The 19,067-nt window shown below is 68.0% G+C and carries 13 protein-coding genes; 7 read left to right on the top strand and 6 right to left on the bottom strand.

The features are described from left to right. Window positions 1-111 precede the first annotated feature (111 nt). The 6 genes from ACFW16_RS26115 to ACFW16_RS26090 all read left to right on the top strand — a co-directional run bounded on the left by ACFW16_RS26115 (window position 112) and on the right by ACFW16_RS26090 (window position 10,344). Entirely contained in the window at window positions 112-2,040 is a 1,929-nt protein-coding gene (locus ACFW16_RS26115) for an ABC transporter substrate-binding protein (RefSeq protein ID WP_380310594.1), read from the top strand. 82 nt (window positions 2,041-2,122) lie between these two features. Next, on the top strand, window positions 2,123-4,231 hold the full coding sequence (locus tag ACFW16_RS26110) for an alpha-amylase family protein (protein ID WP_380310592.1): 2,109 nt from the start codon (window positions 2,123-2,125) through the stop codon (window positions 4,229-4,231). A 27-nt stretch (window positions 4,232-4,258) separates the two neighbouring features. Continuing rightward, window positions 4,259-5,245, top strand: a complete 987-nt coding sequence (locus ACFW16_RS26105) for an ABC transporter permease (protein WP_380310590.1) — start codon at window positions 4,259-4,261, stop codon at window positions 5,243-5,245. Further along, a complete protein-coding gene (locus ACFW16_RS26100; protein ID WP_380310588.1) occupies window positions 5,245-6,420 on the top strand; it encodes an ABC transporter permease in 1,176 nt (391 codons plus the stop codon). The genes ACFW16_RS26105 and ACFW16_RS26100 overlap by 1 nt, the downstream gene beginning before the upstream one ends. Window positions 6,421-6,434: 14 nt before the next feature. Further along, window positions 6,435-8,147, top strand: coding sequence for a dipeptide ABC transporter ATP-binding protein (locus ACFW16_RS26095; RefSeq protein WP_380310586.1), 1,713 nt, complete (start codon window positions 6,435-6,437; stop codon window positions 8,145-8,147). 82 nt (window positions 8,148-8,229) lie between these two features. Then, window positions 8,230-10,344, top strand: coding sequence for a beta-galactosidase (locus tag ACFW16_RS26090; RefSeq protein ID WP_380310584.1), 2,115 nt, complete (start codon window positions 8,230-8,232; stop codon window positions 10,342-10,344). A 131-nt stretch (window positions 10,345-10,475) separates the two neighbouring features. Here the strand turns inward: ACFW16_RS26090 and ACFW16_RS26085 are convergent, their stop codons facing one another. The 5 genes from ACFW16_RS26085 to ACFW16_RS26065 all read right to left on the bottom strand — a co-directional run bounded on the left by ACFW16_RS26085 (window position 10,476) and on the right by ACFW16_RS26065 (window position 16,743). Next, window positions 10,476-12,542, bottom strand: a complete 2,067-nt coding sequence (locus ACFW16_RS26085; RefSeq protein WP_380310582.1) for an alpha-amylase family protein — start codon at window positions 12,540-12,542, stop codon at window positions 10,476-10,478. Between the two features lie 38 nt (window positions 12,543-12,580). After that, entirely contained in the window at window positions 12,581-13,879 is a 1,299-nt protein-coding gene (locus tag ACFW16_RS26080; RefSeq protein ID WP_380310580.1) for an ABC transporter substrate-binding protein, read from the bottom strand. Window positions 13,880-13,964: 85 nt separating this feature from the next. After that, entirely contained in the window at window positions 13,965-14,843 is an 879-nt protein-coding gene (locus ACFW16_RS26075) for a carbohydrate ABC transporter permease (protein ID WP_380310578.1), read from the bottom strand. A gap of 2 nt (window positions 14,844-14,845) precedes the next feature. Continuing rightward, window positions 14,846-15,802, bottom strand: coding sequence for a carbohydrate ABC transporter permease (locus ACFW16_RS26070; protein ID WP_380310576.1), 957 nt, complete (start codon window positions 15,800-15,802; stop codon window positions 14,846-14,848). A gap of 182 nt (window positions 15,803-15,984) precedes the next feature. Continuing rightward, complete coding sequence (locus ACFW16_RS26065; RefSeq protein WP_380310574.1) at window positions 15,985-16,743, bottom strand: GntR family transcriptional regulator; 759 nt, start codon at window positions 16,741-16,743, stop codon at window positions 15,985-15,987. A gap of 188 nt (window positions 16,744-16,931) precedes the next feature. On the opposite strand from ACFW16_RS26065, the gene ACFW16_RS26060 reads away from it, so the two are divergent. Beyond that, window positions 16,932-17,942 carry a D-2-hydroxyacid dehydrogenase gene (locus tag ACFW16_RS26060; protein WP_380310572.1) on the top strand — a complete coding sequence of 337 codons (1,011 nt, stop codon included), beginning with the start codon at window positions 16,932-16,934 and terminating at the stop codon, window positions 17,940-17,942. Between the two features lie 59 nt (window positions 17,943-18,001). Here ACFW16_RS26060 and ACFW16_RS26055 read toward each other — a convergent pair whose 3' ends face one another. Beyond that, a complete protein-coding gene (locus tag ACFW16_RS26055; RefSeq protein WP_380310570.1) occupies window positions 18,002-18,997 on the bottom strand; it encodes a LacI family DNA-binding transcriptional regulator in 996 nt (331 codons plus the stop codon). Window positions 18,998-19,067: the final 70 nt, after the last annotated feature.

Raw genomic sequence — 19,067 nt, 5'->3', positions numbered from 1 at the left:
AATCAGCGCAGAAATTTCTTGAACATAACGCTTTACCTAACAAATCGATGATGTAAGCCTCAACTCCAGCTACGGCCATACCATAACGGCCGGGCAGGGAGGAGAGACAAGATGGTGAGATTGAGCCGCAGGGCCTTCATCGCCGCCAGCTCCGCCGTCGCCGGATCGCTTGTGCTGCCCAAGGTCGGCCAGGCCGCGGAGATCAGGGAATCGGCCTTCCTGAAGGACCAGGTGGCCAGCGGCGCGCTGCCCCCCGCGGCGCAGCGCCTGCCGGCGAACCCGCTGATGATCACGCCGTTCGAGCGCACCGGCCGGCAGGGCGGCGACTGGAAGCACGCGCTGGTGGGCGGCGGGTCGCTGTCGATGGTGGTGCGCTACCAGGGCTACGAGCCGCTGGTCCGCTTCAATCCCGACTGGTCCGGCCTGGTCGAGAACGTCGCCGAGTCCTGGCAGGTCAACGCCGACGCCACCGAATACACCTTCCGCCTGCGCAAGGGCCACAGATGGTCGGACGGGCAGCCCTTCACGACCGAGGACGTGCGGTTCTGGTACGACGCCTTCTTCACCGACAAGGACACCAACACCGGCGGCAACACCTGGTGGTACGCCGGCGGCAAGCCGGCCCGGCTCGAGGTGGTCGACGAGACGACGTTCAAGATCGTCTTCCCGTCGCCGAACGGCTTCTTCGTGCAGAACCTCGCCTGGGCGCAGCAGGACCAGCTGACGCGCGCGCCGAAGCATTATCTCCAGCAGTTCCACATCCGGTACAACCCGGATGCCGACAAGCTGGCCAAGGAGCGGGGGCTGGAAAGCTGGATCGCGCTGTTCCAGCGCGAGATCGGCCTGGCCGACGACAACACCTTCTTCCAGAACCCGAGCCGGCCGACGCTCAACGCCTGGATGTTCACGGTGGCGCCCGGGCAGAACACCGAGCAGGCGCTGGCGGTCCGCAATCCCTATTACTTCAAGGTCGATCCGGAAGGCACGCAGCTGCCCTATTTCGACCGCATCGTCTACCAGATGGTGGCCGATCCCGAAGTCCTGCTGCTGAAGGTGCTGCAGGGCGAGATCGACATGATGGACCAGTACATCGCCACGCCGGCGAACAAGCCGGTCCTGTTCGATGGCCAGGAAAAGGGCGGTTACGGCTTCTATACGCTGAAGGAGACCGCCGCCAATGTGATGGTCTTCCAGCTCAACCTCAACCACACCGATCCGGTGAAGAACAAGCTGTTCAACACCAGGGAGTTCCGCCAGGCGCTCTCGCTCGCCGTCGACCGGCAGGCGCTGATCGACGCGGTGTTCGTGGGGCAGGGGCAGCCGGCGCAGGCCTCGATCCGGCCCGACGACCCGCTCTATGTCGAAAGGCTGGCCAAGGACTTCATCCAGTATGACCCGGACGCCGCCAATGCGATGCTGGACAAGATCATCCCCGGCAAGGACGGGGACGGCTACCGGCTCGACGAGAGCGGCCGGCGGGTGACGATCATCTTCGAGCTGGACCAGACCCGCACCACCTTCCTCGACATGTTCCAGCTGGCCGTGCCCATGTTCCAGGCCGTGGGCATCGACGCGCAGGTGCGCAGCATGGACCGCTCTCTCTGGGAGACGCGGGTCCGCCGCGGGCGCGACTTCGACGCGACGGCGCACCAGTTCGGGGCGAACAGCGGCATCGCCGCCATGCTCGATGCGCGCTACTTCGTGCCCTTCTCGACCAACTCGCTCTATGCCCCCGGCTGGTCGCTCTATTATCTCGACCCCAGCAATCCGGACGCGATCGAGCCGCCGCCGGAGGTGAAGGCGCAGCAGGACCTCTACCGGACGCTGCTGGCCACCGGCGATCCCGAGCGGCAGAAGACGCTGATGCGGCAGATCCTCGAGAACGCCGCGGATCTGTTCATGACCTTCGGCGTCGCCCTGCCGCCGGACGGCTACGGCATCGTCAAGGCCGCCATGGCCAACGTGCCGAAGACGATGCCGAACTCCTTCGGCTGGCCGACGCCCGGCCCGGCCCGGCCGGAGCAGTTCTTCAAGGCCTGACCGGCCACGACCTTATCGCATCCTGATGCCGTTCCGACGGGCCGGCGCCGGGGTTCCTCGACCGCAACACAGGATTCGGGACATGCTGCAGACCGTTGCGCCATCGGCCGGAGGCCTGAGGACAGCCGAGTGGTACAGGTCGGCGACGCGCTGGACGCAGCTCACCCTCGCCGAGGACGACCCCGTCCGCTTCGATCCCGAGTTCTGGATCGACCTCTTCAGGCGTAGCCGGTCGAACGCGACCTGTCTCAGCGCCGGGGGCTACATCGCCTATTACCCGTCGAAGGTGCCGTTCCATTATGTGAGCCGGTATCTGGGCGACACCGACCCCTTCGGCACGCTGGTCGAGGGCGCCCGGCGCCTCGGCATGCATGTCATGGCCCGCGTCGATCCGCATGCCATCCACCAGGACGCGGCCGACGCCCATCCGGAATGGATCGCGGTCGACAGGGACGGCAACCCGCGTCGCCACTGGGCCTATCCGAGCGTCTGGGTGACCTGCGCCTACAGCGACTACAATTTCGAGTTCATGCCGCAGGTGCTGCGGGAGATCACGCGCGACTACGACATCGACGCGATCTTCGCCAATCGCTGGCAGGGGCACGGCGTCTGCTACTGCGACAACTGCCGGAAGAATTTCCGCGACGCATCCGGCCACGACCTGCCGCGCGACGCCGATCCCGAGGACCCGGCCTGGCTGGCCTGGACGGCCTGGCGGCGCGCGGTCTTGAGCCGCCTCGTGGTCGAATGGGACGAGGCGATGAAGGCGATCAAGCCGGACACCAGCTTCATTCCCAACATGGGCGGCGTGTCGCTGATGGAGTTCGACCTCGCGCTGATCGAAAGGCACTGCCCGTTCCTCGTCGTCGACGACCAGGGCCGGCGCGGCACCGAGCCGATCTGGATGGCGGGCCGGAACGGCAAGCGCATGCGGGCGACCTTCCGCGAGCGGCCGGCGGTCCTGATCACCTCGATCGGGCCGGAGGAGAAGTACCGGTGGAAGGATGCGGTGACGACCGGGCCGGAGATCCGGTCGTGGATGCTCGACGGGGTGGTGCAGGGCATGCTGCCCTGGTTCACGAAGTTCAACGGCACGGTGCCCGACCGGCGCTGGGTCGAGCCGGTGGTCGAGAGCTTCGGCCTGCACGCCGCGCTGGAGCCGGTGCTCGCGGCGACCAGGCCGGCGGCTGAGATCGCCGTCATCGATCCGGCCACCACCCTGCGCCACCACGGGCCGGAGACGCGCAAGGCGGCGGAGGCCGACGATCTCGGCTTCTACCAGGCGCTGGTCGAGGAGAAGCTGCCCTTCGAGATGCTGTCGGACCAGGCGATGACGCCGGAGCGGCTGGACCGCTTCAAGGTCGTGATCCTGGCCAACGCGACCTGCCTGTCCGACGCGCAATGCGCCGCGCTGGACGCCTATGTGGGCCGCGGCGGCAGCGTGGTGGCGGCCTATGAGACCTCGGCGCGGGACGAGAACAACCGGCCGCGCGGGGCCCTGGCGCTGGGCGGCCTGCTCGGCGTGAGCATGACGGCGCCGTCGCGCGGGCCGGTCCAGAACAGCTATGTCGCGATCAACGGCAGCCACCCGATCTCGGCAGGCTACGAAGGGGCGGCGCGCATCATCGGCGGCACGCATCTGATCGCCGTGGAGGCGGCGGCCGATGCCGAGGTCCCGTTCCTCACCGTGCCGGACTTCCCGGACCTGCCGATGGAGGAGGTCTATCCGCGCGAAGCGCCGCGGGGCGCCGCCCTGGTGGCCCGAAAGCATCCGGGCGGGGGGCGCACCGTCTATATCCCCTGGAACATCGGCGGGATCTTCTGGGAGGTGCTGGCCGCCGACCACCAGCGGCTGATCGCCAACGCCGTGCGCTGGGCGCTCGGCAAGCGGCCGGATGTCGAGGTGAGCGGGCGATCGGTGCTGGATGTCGCCGTGCGCGAAGGCGAGGGCGGGCTCGCCGTCGCGCTGCAGAACCTCACCAACCCGATGATGATGAAAGGCCCGACCCGGGAGATCCACCCCGTGGGGCGGCAGGAGGTCTCGGTGGCCGTCCCCGCGGGCCGCTCCTTCGCCGATGCCCGGCTGCTCGTCGCGGGGGCGAAGGCGGAAGCGAGAGTTGAGGAAGGGCGAGTGGTCGTGACCGTGCCGGGCATCGACCTGGTCGAGGTGCTGCACGTCGCCTGGCGCTGAACGGGGAAGGGGGAGGCGCGGACGGATATGCTGCGCTACGTCATCAAGCGCCTGATCTACATGGTCCCGACCCTGTTCGGGATGTCGATCATCGCGTTCCTCATCATCCAGCTGCCGCCGGGCGATTACCTCACCTCGATGATCGCCATGATGACGGATTCCGGCCAGAACGTGGATCCGGCGCAGGTGGCGCGGCTCAGGGAGATCTACGGCTTCGACGATCCCGCCTGGCTCCAGTACTGGAAGTGGATGAGCGGCATCCTGTTCCGCGGCGATTTCGGCTATTCCTTCGAATGGAACCGGCCGGTCGCCGAGCTGATCTGGGAACGGATGGGCTCGACGCTGGCGATCTCGATCGTCTCCCTCATCTTCGTCTGGGCGGTGTCGCTGCCGATCGGCATCTATTCGGCCATGCGCCGCCATTCGATCGGCGACTACGGCTTCACCTTCCTGGGATTCCTCGGTCTCGCGGTGCCGAATTTCATCCTGGCGCTGACGCTGATGTACCTGTCCTACAGATATTTCGGCCAGAGCGTGGGCGGGCTGTACTCGCCGGAATACACCGATGCGCCATGGTCCTGGGCGAAGGTCCTCGACCTCATGGCCCATCTCTGGATCCCGGTGATCGTCATCGGCACCAACGGCACAGCGGCGCTGATCCGGATTCTGCGCGCCAATCTCAGCGACGAGCTCAACAAGCCCTACGTCATCACGGCCAAGGCGAAGGGGCTGCCCGAATACAAGGTGGTGGTGAAGTATCCGGTGCGCATCGCCCTGAACCCCTTCGTCTCCGCGATCGGATGGGTGCTGCCGGAGCTGATCTCCGGCGTGACCATCACCGCGATCGTGCTCAACCTGCCCACGGCCGGCCCGCTTCTCCTCAGGGCCCTGATCTCGCAGGACATGTACCTGGCCGGCAGCTTCATCCTCCTGATGGGCGTGCTGACGCTGATCGGCATGCTGGTCTCCGACATCCTCCTCGCGCTGCTCGATCCACGGATCCGGTTCACCTGATGACCGAGCACATCTTCATCGACGGGCCGGCGGAGACGGGACCCGCCGTCACCCTCCTGAAGCCCGGGACCAGCGGGGGCGAGATCGCCGCCGCCGGGCAGTGGGCGCTGATCTGGCGGCGCTTCGCCCGCAACAAAGTGGCGGTCGCCGCGGGCATCGTCATCCTCGCGCTCTATCTGATCGGCGCCTTCGCGGAGTTCCTGGCGCCGGCGCTGCCCGACGCCGCGCGGCCGCAATTCACCAACGCGCCGCCGCAGAAGATCCGGCTGTTCGCGGCCGGGCCCGACGGCGGCTCGCGGTTCCTGCCGCATGTCACCGGCTATTCCATGCAGGTCGACCAGGCCTCGCTCCGCCGCTCCTACGTCGTGGACGAGGCCAAGGTCGTGCCCATCGGCCTTTTCGTGAAGGGCCCGGCCTATCGGCTGTGGGGCCTGATCCCGATGGACCGGCATCTCGTCGGGCCGGTGCGGCCGGGCGACACCATGTATCTGCTGGGCACCGACAAGCTCGGCCGGGACCTGTTGAGCCGGCTGATCTACGGCACCCGCGTCTCGATGTCGATCGGGCTGGTCGGCGTCTGCATCAGCCTGCTGCTCGGCGTCACGCTCGGCAGCCTCTCCGGCTTCTACGGCGGTGCGGTGGACATGGTGATCCAGCGCGTCATCGAGGTGATCAGCGCGATGCCCACCATCCCGCTGTGGCTGGGGCTCGCGGCCGCGATCCCGCTCACCTGGTCGCCGCTGCAGGTCTATTTCGTCATCACGCTCATCGTCTCGCTGTTCGGCTGGACCGGGCTGGCGCGCGAGGTGCGCGGCCGGTTCTACGCGCTGAGGGGCGAGGATTTCGTCACCGCCGCGCGGCTGGACGGTTCGGGCGAGCGCCGGCTGATCTTCCGGCACATCCTGCCCTCGCTCACCAGCCACATCCTCGCGGTGGTGACGCTCGCCGTCCCCACCATGATCGTGGCCGAGACGGCGCTGTCCTTCCTCGGCATCGGGCTCAAGCCGCCGGTGGTCTCCTGGGGCGTGCTGCTGCAGGAGGCGCAGAACGTGCGCACAATCGCCGGCGCCCCGTGGCTGCTGGCCTGGCCGGCCGGCGCCGTGGTGCTCGCCGTGCTCGCCTTCAACTTCCTCGGCGACGGCATGCGCGACGCCGCCGACCCCTACGACTCATGACCGGGGCCGCGCTCATGACGGCGGAACGACCCGCCACGGCCGCCGCCGATGCCGAGACGGTGCTGCGGGTCGAGCGGCTCAGCCTCGACTTCAGCCTGCGCACCCATGTCCTGCACGCGGCGCGGGAGGTCAGCTTCGAGCTGAAGCGCGGCAGGACGCTCTGCCTCGTGGGCGAAAGCGGCTCGGGCAAGAGCGTGACGGCGCGGGCGCTGCTGCGCATCATCGACCGCAACGGCCGGATCGCCGGCGGACGCATCCTGCTGCGGGGCAACGGCGGCGAGGTCGACATCGCCCGGCTCGGCGAGCGCAGCCCGGAGCTCCTGAAGATCCGGGGCGGGCGGATCGGCCTCATCTTCCAGGAGCCGATGAGCTCGTTGTCGCCGGTGCACACCATCGGCTCGCAGATCGTCGAGGCGCTGCGGCTCCACCGCAGGCTCGGCAAGCGGGCCGCGCGCGAGGCGGCCGTCGACCTGCTGCGGCAGGTCGAGATCCCGCATCCCGACAGATCGATCGACCGCTACACCTTCGAGTTCTCGGGCGGCATGCGGCAGCGGGCGATGATCGCGATGGCGCTCGCCTGCAACCCCGACATCCTGATCGCCGACGAGCCCACGACGGCGCTCGACGTGACCACCCAGGCGGAGATCCTCGACCTGATCAAGCGGCTGCAGGACAGCCGCGGCATGGCGATGCTGCTGATCACGCACGACATGGGGCTGGTCGCCGAGGTCGCCGACGAGGTGGCGGTGATGCATTACGGCCGCATCGTCGAGCGGGGCGGCGCCGACGCCATCTTCCACGATGCCAGGCATCCCTACACCCGGGCGCTGCTCCATTCGACGACGAAGCTGGAGGAGAACCGGCGCGCGGTCACGAGGCCGGCGAGCGCCACGCCGGGCGATGCCGCGCCGGTGCTGTCGCTGCGCAACGTCTCGAAGGTCTATGGCCGCGGCGACTACGCCGTCACGGCGGTCGACGATGTCAGCCTCGATCTCTTTCCGGGGGAGAATCTCGGCATCGTCGGCGAGAGCGGATCCGGCAAGACCACGCTCGGCCGGCTGATCCTGCGGACGATCGAGCCTACTGGCGGCCGCATCACCTATGTCGATGGCGAGCGGCGGCCGGTCGACGTCACGGCGCTCGGCAGGCAGGGGCTCAGGGTCTTCCATCGCGACGTGCGGCTGGTGTTCCAGGACCCGTTCGCGTCGCTGAACCCGCGCATGACGGTCAAGCAGATCATCGGTGATCCGCTCTATGTGAGCCGGACGGCGCGAGGGCAGGCCCTGACGAAGCGGGTCGCCGAGCTCATGGAACTGGTCGGCCTCGATCCGCTCGCGATGGAGCGTTACCCTCATGCCTTCTCCGGCGGGCAGCGGCAGCGCATCGGCATCGCCCGCGCCCTCGCGCTCGATCCGCGCATCGTCATCGCCGACGAGGCGACCGCCGCGCTCGACGTCTCGATCCGCTCGCAGATCCTCGACCTGCTGCTCGAGCTGCAGAGGCGGCTGAGGCTGAGCTTCGTCTTCATCTCGCATGACATCTCGGTCGTCCGCTATTTCTGCGACCGGGTCGCGGTCATGCATCGCGGGCGCCTCGTCGAGATGGGCCCGGCCGAGGAGATCTGCACGGCCCCGCGCGAGCCCTACACGCGCAGCCTGATCTCGGCCGTGCCCAGCCCCGATCCGCGCCGCAAGCGGATGATGCACCGCACCCGTTTCGTCGCCTGAGGAGGCGCCGGCCGACGGAAGGAGCGGTGGTCGCGAAGACGCGGCCGCCGAAGGAAGAGTATTGCGCGAAAAGGAGCGTCATATGCCGACGGACAAGGTCCCGCAGATCCCCTTCGGAGCGGTCTATTTCCGCAAGTCCAACCCGCCGCCGGAGGATTGGGAGCGGGACTACAGGACGGCCGCGGAGGACGGGCTGAACGTGTTCCGCCACTGGTTCATGTGGAGCGTCATCGAGCGCCGGCCCGGCGTCTATGACTGGGACGACTACGACCGGCAGATGGACCTCGCGGCCGAGCACGGCCTCAAGACCATCATCGCCGAGCTCACCCACACCGTCCCCGACTGGGCCTATCGCCAATTCGCGCATGCGCGGCAGGTGCGCATGGACGGGCGCCCGCTCACCTCCAATATGGGCGTCAGCGCCGCGGTGGGCGGGTTCGCCAACAACGGCGGCGGGGCGGGGGCCCTGACGATGAATTGCCCCGAGGTGAAGGCCGCTGCCGGCGCCTTCCTGACGGCGCTCGCCACCCGCTACAAGGGGCATCCGGCGCTGCTCGGCTACGACGTCTGGAACGAGGTCAACTACGCCGCCGATGTCGACTATTCGGCTTATGCCAAGGCTGCCTATCGCGTGTGGCTCAGGAGCAAATACGGCGACCTCGAGACGCTCGCCCGGGCCTGGCACCGCTACTCCTATGCCGAGTGGGAGGACATCGAGCCGCCGGCCGAGATCGCCGCCTATCCGGAAGGGCTCGACTGGATCGAGTTCCGGCGGGACAATTTCCACGGCCAGATGCAGTGGCGCATCGACACGATCCGCGCGGTGGACCGGGACTGCCTGATCGCCGCGCACGGGGTCGCCGGCGCCATCCCGAACATGGCGGCGAATGGCTGCGACGACTGGCTGGCGGCCTCGAAGGTCGAGATCTACGGCATGACCTGGGTGCCGGCGCGCAAGGGCAACCAGCCCTGGCGCAATTTCTACGGCGCGGACCTCACCCGCGCCGCCTCCCGCGGCAAGCCGTTCTGGCACGCGGAGCGCCAGGGCGGGCCGCTCTGGCTGCAGCCGCAGGTGCTCGGCCGCGACAAGGAGGACGGCCGCGTCGCCGAGCCCGAGGATGTCCGCCTCTGGACCATGACGTCCTTCGCCGCGGGCGCGACCGGCGTCCTGAACCTGCGCTGGCGGCCGCTGCTCGACGGCCCGCTGTTCGGCGCCTTCGGCTCCTACGCGATGGACGGCTCGCGCACGCCGCGCTCGGACATGGCGAGCGCCATCGCCCGATGGGCGAATGCGCCGGAGCAGACGGGGCTGTTCGCGGCGCGGCCCGTGAAGGGCGATATCGGCCTGCTGGTGATCCCGGAAGCGCAGGCCTGGGACCATCTGCTCAACCACCGCCATTGCCCCGACACCTATGCCGAGGCGATGTGGGGCGCCTATCGCGGCTTCTTCGACAACGGCATCCAGGCGGACTGGGTGCATATCGACGACATCGATGCCTACGACACGATCTACGCGCCGTACCCGATCATGCTGACGGCGGCGCATGCGGAAAAGCTGGCCCGCTGGGTCGAGGGCGGCGGCACGCTCATCAGCGAGGCCTGCATCGGCTATTTCGGCGATCGCGGCAAGGTGGGCACGGTGCAGCCGAACCACGGGCTCGACCGCGTCTTCGGGGCGCGCGAGCACGAGGTCGAGTTCATGCCCGACATCGGCGACCGCATCCGCTTCGCCTATGCCGGCCAGACCGTCACGGGCGGCGGTTTCCTGCAGAGCTATTCGCTCGCGGGTGGGACCGAGCGGGGCCGGTTCGACGATGGGCGGATCGCGGTGGTCGAGAACACCCATGGCCGCGGCAGGACGCTGCTGGTCGGCACCCATCCGGGGGTCGGCTATTTCAAATCCTTCAGCGCGGCGAACCGGAGCTACTTTGCCGAGGTCTTCGCCTGGACCGGCAAGGAGCAGCATGTGCGGCTCTCGAACGGCGCGATGCAGGCCAGGCTGCACGAGGGCGAAAGCGGCCGGGTGCTCTGGGTGGTGAACCCGACGCGCGAGCCCCAGCGCTCGACCGTGACGCTCGCCGCCCGGTACGGGACGCTCGAGATCGGCACGGTGCATTGGGCGGGCGAGGACGCCCGGACCCAGGGTGACGAAGTGGTGGTCCCGCCGCGGGATGCCCTGGTGGTCCGGCTGGCCTGATGCGTAGGTTGGGTTCGCGGCACGCGAACCCAACAGGATCGGAGGCCGCGACGGCGGTGGGACGTTGGGTTCGCCGATGGCGAACCCAACCTACGGGTTGACTGCTGCTCGGCTAGCCCGCGCGGCCGGGCTCATCCCTCTGCCGGGATTCTGATCACTTCGAAGAGTTCGAGCGGCGGCAGCTCGATCAGGAGATCGCCATCCGCTTCCCGGACCGTCGCGGCCTCTCCCGACACGAGCAGTTCCGGCTCCCGCGACAGGCGTGCCCCTTTCAGCCGGAGCCGCCCGCCCGTGACCGTCAGATGCGGGCCGAAGGATTTCCGCCGGGCGCCCGACTGATTGATCAGATGCACGACGAGGTGCTCGCCGTCGCGGCCGAGGATCAGCTCGACCTGCTCCGGCAGCTCGGCGAAGAGCCGCTGGCCGGTGAGCGGCCTGACGGCATTGAGGAGATGATCGCGTACCTCGGTGGTGCCGAACTCGCGATAGGTCCGGCCGATGGTCCAGGGGATCTGGACCACCGTGCCCCGGCCCGCGAGCCGGACGAGATCGGGATCGTCGCTCGCCGCATGGCCGTAGCACTTTTCCGGCGGCCCGAAGGGCGCCTGCGGCAGCAGCCTGCCGATCTTCTCCACGCCCGGCTTCCAGACGAAGCGGGCATAGCTGCCATAGACCGGGATGACGGGCGGCGCATACCGATAGGTCCCGATCTCCGGCTGGTCGCCGTCGATGACATAGGTCGACCAGAGCTCGTTGCCCGTTTTCGGCGCGCCCACGCGCATCAGGGCCGGGCTGGTGGCGAGCTCGATGCCGCCATCCTCGGTGACGCCGCTGCTGCCGGTCAGCACCAGGTTGCCGCCGTTGCGGACGAAGGCGTCGAGCGCTTCGGCGGTCTGCCGGCCGAGCGCACCCAGATCGGGCAGGATGATGAGGGCGTAGCGATCGAGCGCGCCTTCCTCGGCCATCTTGCCGATAAGCTCGACCGCGAGGACGTCGAACGGGAGATGCTTCTCCTGCAGCGCCGTGTAGAGGCCGCGGAACTCCTCGACCGATTCCGCGTAGCCGGGGCTGGCGCTCCGCAGCCGGTCCGGCCGTACCAGCGCGATGGTCGCGGCGGGCTTCAGCCGGGCGTAGAGATCGCGATGCGCGCGGTGGAATTTCGTGATCGGGCTCGCATGGGCGAGGTTGGCGTAGGGAATGCGGCCGGGCGCGCCCATGATGTAGGTCGACGGGTTGCCGCCGCGCGCGATCGCCTGCAGCAGGTATTGCGCGAAATGCTCCGGCTGCTCGCCGGCCATGCGGTAGGGCATGTCGACGAACGAGACCGAGTTCACCATCACCGGGGTCTCGGGCTCCGCCGTGAGATGCGCGCTGACCGCTTCCGCCGTGTTGTGGTGCCACAGTTCGCGGCCGAAGGCGTTGTTCGCCTCATGGTAGATGACGGGCGCGCCGCGGCCGCGCACCAGGGCGGCATCGGGACGCTGCGCCATGATGTGGTCGGCGATCTTCGCGGTGAGCGTGTCGATGACGTGGCTCGAGAATTTGAGCCATTCGGGATAGCCCGGCGAATTGGGGTCGTCCGGCAACTCCTGTCCGCCGCTGAAGGCGCCGAACCCTTCCCGGCACTTCCGGCAGTGGCAGACGCCATGGTAGACGCGGCTGTAGTCGCGCTCGGAGAAGCCGAACCAGTTGAAGAAGAACCCGTCGACCGGATAGCGGTCGATCACTTCGTCCAGAACGTCGAGCGAGCGGTGCTGGTAGTAGTCGGCCGACGGGCAGGTGCTGAACAGCGTGTTGTAGACCTGCGGCTGTCCGGTCGGCGAGACGAACAGCCAATCCGGGTGCTCGCCCGCGATGCGCGCGGAGACCTTGGAGAAATCCAGCCGCGACAGCACCCGGATGCCGCGGCGGTGCGCCGCCGCCACGGCATCGCCGATCAGGTCCCCCGAGGGCCGGTCGGCGAGGAACGGGCTGCGCGTCTGGAACGGCAGCTCCGTCGGATAGAAGGACGCGATGCCCCCGGTGTTGATGAGCCACGTGTCGGCGCCGTACTCCTCGATGAAGTCCAGCGCCTTCTCGACGTCCAGGACTGCGTCGATTTCCTGCAGATTGGTCTGGAACACCGAGAAGGGCCGGCGCCACCAGCCCCGGTCCCCGGGGACTTCGACGGCGGGTTTCGCTTCATGATCGAGGGGCATCGGGGACTCCTTGTGGGCTCGGTTCGGGGCGGCTGCGCTCAGGCCCGCCGCATCAGGGCTCGGCCCTGGTCGATGAAGGCCTGGGCGGCCTCCTGGACCGAGGATTTGCCGAAGCCGACGTCCTCGTTCACCCGGCGCATCAGGTCTTCGATGGCGCGTCCGGCCTTCTGCGGCGGGGGCGCCGGCAGCGCCTGGGCGAGCGCGGCCTGGCTGTATTTGAGGACGCGCTCGTCGACCGGCGCGAGATCCTCGAGCTCCAGCACCGCCTGAAGCGCGGGCTTCGAGGCGGGCGGGCCGCTGATGAGGCCGAGGATCCGGGCCGACTCCGGGTCGCTCGCGAACCAGTCGATGACCTTGACCGCCGCTTCCTTGTTCCGGCTCTTGGCGTAGAGGCAGAGCGAGCTCGTCGGCTGCGGGTAGTAGCCTGGGTTCGCCCCGGTGCCGGCCGAAGGCGGCGTCGTGATCGAGAGCGTGTCCTTGGTCAGCGCCTGGTAGCCGCCGGCGAGATCCTGCGAGGCGATCGAGGCGAACACCGCCTTGCCCTTGACCAGCGGGCTGTTCGGCCACTCGGTGCCGGTGAACGGGGCCTGCAGGTCGGCCGGCACCGCGCCGCCGCTCTTGCGCATCCGGTCCCAATAATCCAGCCACTGGCCGACATCGTCGGCGGTGACGGCCAGCGTCTTGCCGTCGTAGAGCGACCGGCCCTGGCTCATCAGATGCATCTGGAAGGTGTCGAGCCTGGCGGCGCCGTCGTGGCTGCCATGGAGCTGCGGGTCGGCGCGATGGATGTCGGCGCAGAACCTGGCGAACTCCTCATAGGTCCAGGCGGCCGGCGGCTCGCCCATGCCGAGGCGCTGGAGCGCGGACAGGTTGCAGGCGAGCCCCTGGATGCTGACGGCGATCGGCACGCCGTAGATCTTGCCGTTCATCCGGCCGAGATCGAGCACGGTCGTGTCGAACAGATCGGTGCGGAACAGGGCCGGGACGAAGTCGTCGAGCGGGGCCAGCGCGCCGCGGGAGGCATATTGCACCATGTCGGGGGCGCCGAGCGTGATGACGTCGGGCGCGTTGCCGCCCGCGACCATGGCGGCGATCTTGTCGGGCCAGGACGCGCTCGGCACGCCCTCGAAGGTGACCGGGGTGTCGGGGTGGAGCTCGTTGAACTTCGCGATCGAGCGGCCGCGGATCTCGAGCTTCTGGGCATTGCCGAAGATGCCGAAGCGGACCGGCCCGCCCTCGGCTCTCGCCGCCGCGCCGCCGAGGGCGGCAAGCCCGCAGAGCGCGGCGCTGCCGAGGAGCAGCGTCCGCCGGCTCATCGTGGTGTTGGTCGTGGTCATCGCGGTCCTCCCTTGTTTCGGGCCGCGCCGTTCCCGGCGGCAGCGTGCCCTGCGTGACGGATGAGCGTGCGGTGGAAGCGCCGGCCTACCCCTTGATCCCGGACGTGCTGATCCCCTCCACGAGCCGGCGCTGGAAGACGAGGAAGACGACGAAGGTCGGGACCAGGCTGAGGACCGACATCGCCAGCAGCTGCGCATAGGCGCCACCGGAGGAGTCGACGAGGCTGCGCAGCGCGACGGGCACCGTCAGCGACTCCGGCGAGGTCAGATAAATGAGCTGCGAGAAGAAGTCGTTATAGGTCCAGATGAAGGTGAAGAGGATCGTTGTGATGATCGCCGGCCGCAGCAGCGGGAAGATGATGTGCCGAAACAGCGCGAAGGTTCCGCAGCCGTCGATCGTCGCCGCCTCGTCGATCTCGCGCGGGATCGTGCGGATGAACTGGACCATCAGGAAGATGAAGAACGCGTCCGTCGCCAGGAACTTCGGCACGATCAGGGGAAGATAGGTGTTCACCCAGTCGAGGCCGACATAGAGGACGTATTGCGGGATGAGAAGGGCGTGCGACGGCAGCATCAGCGTCAGGAGCATGATGGTGAACAGCACACCCTTCAGCGGAAACCGCAGCCTGGCGAAGGCGAAGGCCGTCAGCGAGCAGGCGAGCACGTTGCCGATCACCGCGCCGAGGCAGATCACGAAAGAGTTGAGGAAGTAACGGGTGAAGCTGGGGTTGGCGGCCGTCCAGCCCTGTATGTAGTTGTCGAGATCGAATTTCGTCGGCAGTGCGGCAGGATTCGAGAAGATCTCCTGGTCGGACTTGAACGAGCTCGCAACCATCCAGATGAGCGGATAGATCATCGCCAGTGTGCCGATGACGAGCACGGCATAGGCGATCCACCCGGCGCGGCCCCGCGGGCTCCGTCCGATGTTGCGTCTCGGCCCGAGGCCCAGCTCCAGCGACGCCATGGTCATTGATCTCCGTAGAAGACCCATCGCCGGGAGAAGGCGAAGTTGAGCGCCGTGAAGAGCGCGATCACGACCAGAAGGACCCAGGCCATGGCCGAGGCGTAGCCCATGTGGAAGCTCGTGAATCCCTCCTGGTACAGGTACAGCGTGTAGAAGAGCGTCGAGTCCGATGGGCCGCCGGTGCCGCCGCTGACGATGTAGGCGGAGGTGAAGGCCTGGAAGGAATGGATGATCCCCATCACCAGGTTGAAGAAGATCACCGGCGTGATCATCGGCAGGGTGATGTGCCGGAACTGTCTCCAGCGGCCGGCGCCGTCGATCTCCGCGGCGTCGTAGAGCTCCTGCGGCACCTGCTTCAGCCCGGCGAGGAAGATGACCATCGCCGACCCGAACTGCCAGGCATGCAGCAGGATCAGCGTGTAGAGCGCGTATCGCGGATTCGAGATCCAGTTCGGCGCGTCGATGCCGAACAGGCCGAGGAACTGGTTGACGACGCCGCCGTCGCCGAAGATCTGGCGCCACATCACCGCGACGGCGACGCTGCCGCCGAGCAGCGACGGCAGGTAGTAGATTCCGCGGAAGAGGCCGAGCGCCCGGACCTTCTGGTTCAGCAGGATCGCGACCAGCAGCGCGACGGCGAGCTGTGACGGCACGCCCAGGGCGACATAGAGGACCGTCACCCCGAACGCGCCGAGATAGCGCGGGTCATAGGTGAAGAGATCGATGTAGTTGGCGAGGCCGATCCAGGTCGGGCTGCCCAGCAGATCGAAATCGGTGAAGGACAGGTACAGCGAGGCCGCGAGCGGGCCGGCGGTCAGGATGAAGAGGCCGGCGAACCACGGCAGCAGGAAGAGATAGGCCTCGTATTGCTGCCGCGCCGCCCGCCTGCGCTTCCGCGGCCTGGGCAAGGCCCCGGCGAAGAGCGATCCGTTCCTGCCGCTGGTGTGCTCGAGGGCCATGCGCAATGTCCTCCCTCCGGCGCGGCGCACTTCGGCGCCCGATGCCTTCGGACGCGTATGGCCGTCGTGATGGCGGGAACACTAGAACAGGCGATGGCGGAATGTGAAGAGAAAATTAGAGATTATGTGCTATATAAATTAATTAGTGTGCGAACGGAGGGTTTCGCCAGCCGCAGATTCCCCTACCGCTGGGCACGATCGCGCCGCATCCGCCCGAGAAACACCGCACGGGAATTGGCGACGTGCCGTTCGATCGCGGCCGCCGCGGCGTCCGGATCGCCGCGTCGGACCGCTTCGACCAGGTCCCAATGCTCCGCGGTGGAGCGCCGCATGTTGGCGAGCGTCAGCGGATTCTGGCGCGACATGGCTCGGATCCAGGCGCTGTGCCGCTTCATCAACGTCACGGCTTCGACATTGTGGTGATGCTCGATGATGTAGTCGTGGAAGGCGACGTTGGCGCGGTGGAAGGCGGGATAGTCGGCCGCATCGACGGCATCCTGGCAGGCCCGCTGCAACGTCTCGATGGTGGCGATGTCCCCGGCGCCGGCGAACTCGGCGAAGCCGCGCACGAGATAGGGCTCGATCAGCCCGCGGATGTCGAAGATGTTGCGGATGAAGTCCTCGTCGATGACGCGGACGCGTGCGCCCCGGTTGGGGCTGATGATGACGAGGCCTTCGCCCTCGAGGCCTTGAAGCGCCTCGCGCGCCGGATTGGTGCTGGTGGCGTAGCGCGCGGCGATCTCGCTCACCTTGATGCGCGAACCGGCCGGAATGCGGCCTTCGAGGATGTCGTCGCGCAGGAGCTGCTGCAGCCGTCCGTATCCGGGCTCGCGCTTCGGCGGCTTCGGCGCGGCCGGCGCTCCCTTGCGCGGCCGGCCGCGAGGCCGTTTGACCCGAGTGCCGGGCTCCTCCGTCTGGGCGTTGGGATTGATCCCGTCCACGGCCACCTCACCGATCAACTCGACCCATTCCTACCAGACGTCGACCCTGAACGACAGGGACGGAGAAGGTTATTCGGGAAACAGATCTATGTATCATACATAATATTAATTTCGGTATGTGCTATTTATGATTCAAGATGAGGCCGGATGCGGGCTGCAGGTCCGTCCGACAGCAACGGGGGACATGCATGGCCGAACGGGTGGTGATGATCGACACCGAAACGCCCTTCAAGGGCGCGAACTGGGATCGTCTGGCGGAAGCGGTCGGGCCGGACCGCCTGATCGCCGTCTCGTCGCGGGATGCGGGGGCCCTCGGGGCCGCGCTGAAGGAGGCCGAGATCGCCATCCTCGCCGGTGATCTCGACCAACGGTGTCTCGCGGCACCCAGGCTCAGATGGGTCCATTGCGACCATGCCGGGCTCACCAGATCCGCCCGTCCCGAGGTCTTCGAGCGCGGTCTGATCGTCACCGGCTCGGCGGGGCGCTCCGGCCCGGCGCTGGCCGAGCACGTGCTGATGTTCGCCCTGATGCTCGGCCACGGCTATCCGGATTTCCACGACGCCCAGAAGCGGCACGAATGGCGTCGCGCACCCGAGATGAACCGTCTGCGCGCCCTGTACGGCCGGACCATCGGCATCATCGGCATGGGTCACACGGGGCGGGAACTCGCCACGCGGGCGAAGGCCTTCGACATGCGGGTGCTCGGCTATCGTCGCCGCGACCTGCCGAACCCGCCCGGCGTCGACCGGATGTTCTCGGCGGACCGGGGCGAGATCATCGATCCGATCCTCGACGAGGCCGATATCCTCGCTCTCGTCGTCAATCTCTCGGATGCGACCCACCACCTGATCGGCGACCGGGCCATCCGGCGCATGAAGCCGAGCGCCATCATCGTCAATCTTTCGCGAGGCGCGGTGATCGACCAGGCGGCCCTGATCGCCGCCCTGAAGGAAGGCCGGCTCGCCGGCGCCGGGCTGGACGTCACCGACCCCGAGCCGCCGGCGGCCGACGATCCCGTCTGGGATGCGCCCAACCTGCTGATCACGCCCCATTTCACGGCCGCGCTGCCCGACAGGGCCGAACGGTCGCTGGATGTCATCACCGAGAATCTTCGCCGCTACCGGGCAGGGCAGCCGCTGCTCAACCGCATCACCGAGGAAGATGTCTGGACGAAGGGACCGGCCAGGCCCTCAGAATGATGGGAACGCGCACCGAAAGCCGCGGCACGGCCGGTGCCGCTGGGGCGGCCCGGCGGCGATCAGCGCCGGCGTGAACTGGCCCGGGCGACCACGCGCGGCTGGATCAGCAGGTGCTGGGGGTCGGTCCGGCCCCTGATCCGCTCGACCAGCAGCCGGGCGCATTGCAGCCCGAGGGTCTCGCCGGACTGGTCGACGCTGGTCATGTCGTTCTGCGCCAGCTCGCAGAACATGGTGTTGTCGTAGCCGACGACGGCGAGGTCGCCGGGAATCGACAGGCCCAGCCCGATGGCGACGCTGATCACCTCCAGCGCCACGAAGTCGGTCCAGCAGAACAGCGCCTCGGGCCGGTCCGGGCCCTGCAGCAGGTGCCGCGCAGCGGTCTGGATCTCCCGCAGCGTCAAGGCGGCGCGGACGACGCTGGGGGGACGGCCCAGCTCCTCCATCGCCGCCCGGTAGCCCTGTTCCCGCTTCCAGGTCACCGCCGTCTCCGGCGAGCCGCGGTCGAGGGCCAGGCTGAACATGCCGATGGTCTTGTAGCCGCCATCGGCCAGATGCTGCACCACCAGCCGGGCGCCCAGCTCGTCGTCGTTGTTGACGGTGTCGAACGCCGTCGCGTCCGGCTGGTGGTGGCCGATGGCGACGATCGGGATTCGCCGCGCCAGGGCAGCCAGCGCGTCCACCGGGATATGCGGGGCGATCAGGATCAGCCCGTCCATCTGCCGGTCCAGCATCGATTCGATCAGGTCTCCCTCGATCGCCTTCGACCCTTGGTTGATGCCGAGCAGCGGCTGGTACTGCGTGCGTTCGAGCGCGGCGTTGATGCCGGTCATGATGTCGGCGAAGAACGGGTTGCGGATGTCCGACAGGGTGATGCCGAGCGTGTAGGTCTGGCCGCGCATGCCGCGCGCGGCGGCGAGCGGGCGGTAGCCGAGCCGCGCCATCGACGCACGGACCTTGTCGCGCAGAGCCTCGCTGACGCCGTAGGCGTCGCGCAGCACCTTCGAGACCGCGGCGACCGACACGCCGGCGTCCCGGGCCACGTCCCGGATCGTCACGCGCTGCGTCCGCCTGCCGTTGCCCGATGAATCCATTCCGCCTTCCTGCGCCGCGCTCGCGCCACCTGAT

This window comes from Inquilinus sp. NPDC058860, assembly GCF_042743185.1.
GTDB lineage: Bacteria > Pseudomonadota > Alphaproteobacteria > DSM-16000 > Inquilinaceae > Inquilinus.
Note: the sequence above shows the minus strand (reverse complement) of the source record. Positions and strands in the feature narration are given on the sequence as shown.

Bases quoted from the DNA above. Each gene is read 5' to 3' on its own strand.
- ACFW16_RS26115 (WP_380310594.1), top strand. From the start codon at position 112: ATGGTGAGATTGAGCCGCAGGGCCTTCATCGCCGCCAGCTCCGCCGTC.
- ACFW16_RS26110 (WP_380310592.1), top strand. From the start codon at position 2,123: ATGCTGCAGACCGTTGCGCCATCGGCCGGAGGCCTGAGGACAGCCGAG.
- ACFW16_RS26105 (WP_380310590.1), top strand. From the start codon at position 4,259: ATGCTGCGCTACGTCATCAAGCGCCTGATCTACATGGTCCCGACCCTG.
- ACFW16_RS26100 (WP_380310588.1), top strand. From the start codon at position 5,245: ATGACCGAGCACATCTTCATCGACGGGCCGGCGGAGACGGGACCCGCC.
- ACFW16_RS26095 (WP_380310586.1), top strand. From the start codon at position 6,435: ATGACGGCGGAACGACCCGCCACGGCCGCCGCCGATGCCGAGACGGTG.
- ACFW16_RS26090 (WP_380310584.1), top strand. From the start codon at position 8,230: ATGCCGACGGACAAGGTCCCGCAGATCCCCTTCGGAGCGGTCTATTTC.
- ACFW16_RS26085 (WP_380310582.1), bottom strand. From the start codon at position 12,542: ATGCCCCTCGATCATGAAGCGAAACCCGCCGTCGAAGTCCCCGGGGAC.
- ACFW16_RS26080 (WP_380310580.1), bottom strand. From the start codon at position 13,879: ATGACCACGACCAACACCACGATGAGCCGGCGGACGCTGCTCCTCGGC.
- ACFW16_RS26075 (WP_380310578.1), bottom strand. From the start codon at position 14,843: ATGGCGTCGCTGGAGCTGGGCCTCGGGCCGAGACGCAACATCGGACGG.
- ACFW16_RS26070 (WP_380310576.1), bottom strand. From the start codon at position 15,802: ATGGCCCTCGAGCACACCAGCGGCAGGAACGGATCGCTCTTCGCCGGG.
- ACFW16_RS26060 (WP_380310572.1), top strand. From the start codon at position 16,932: ATGGCCGAACGGGTGGTGATGATCGACACCGAAACGCCCTTCAAGGGC.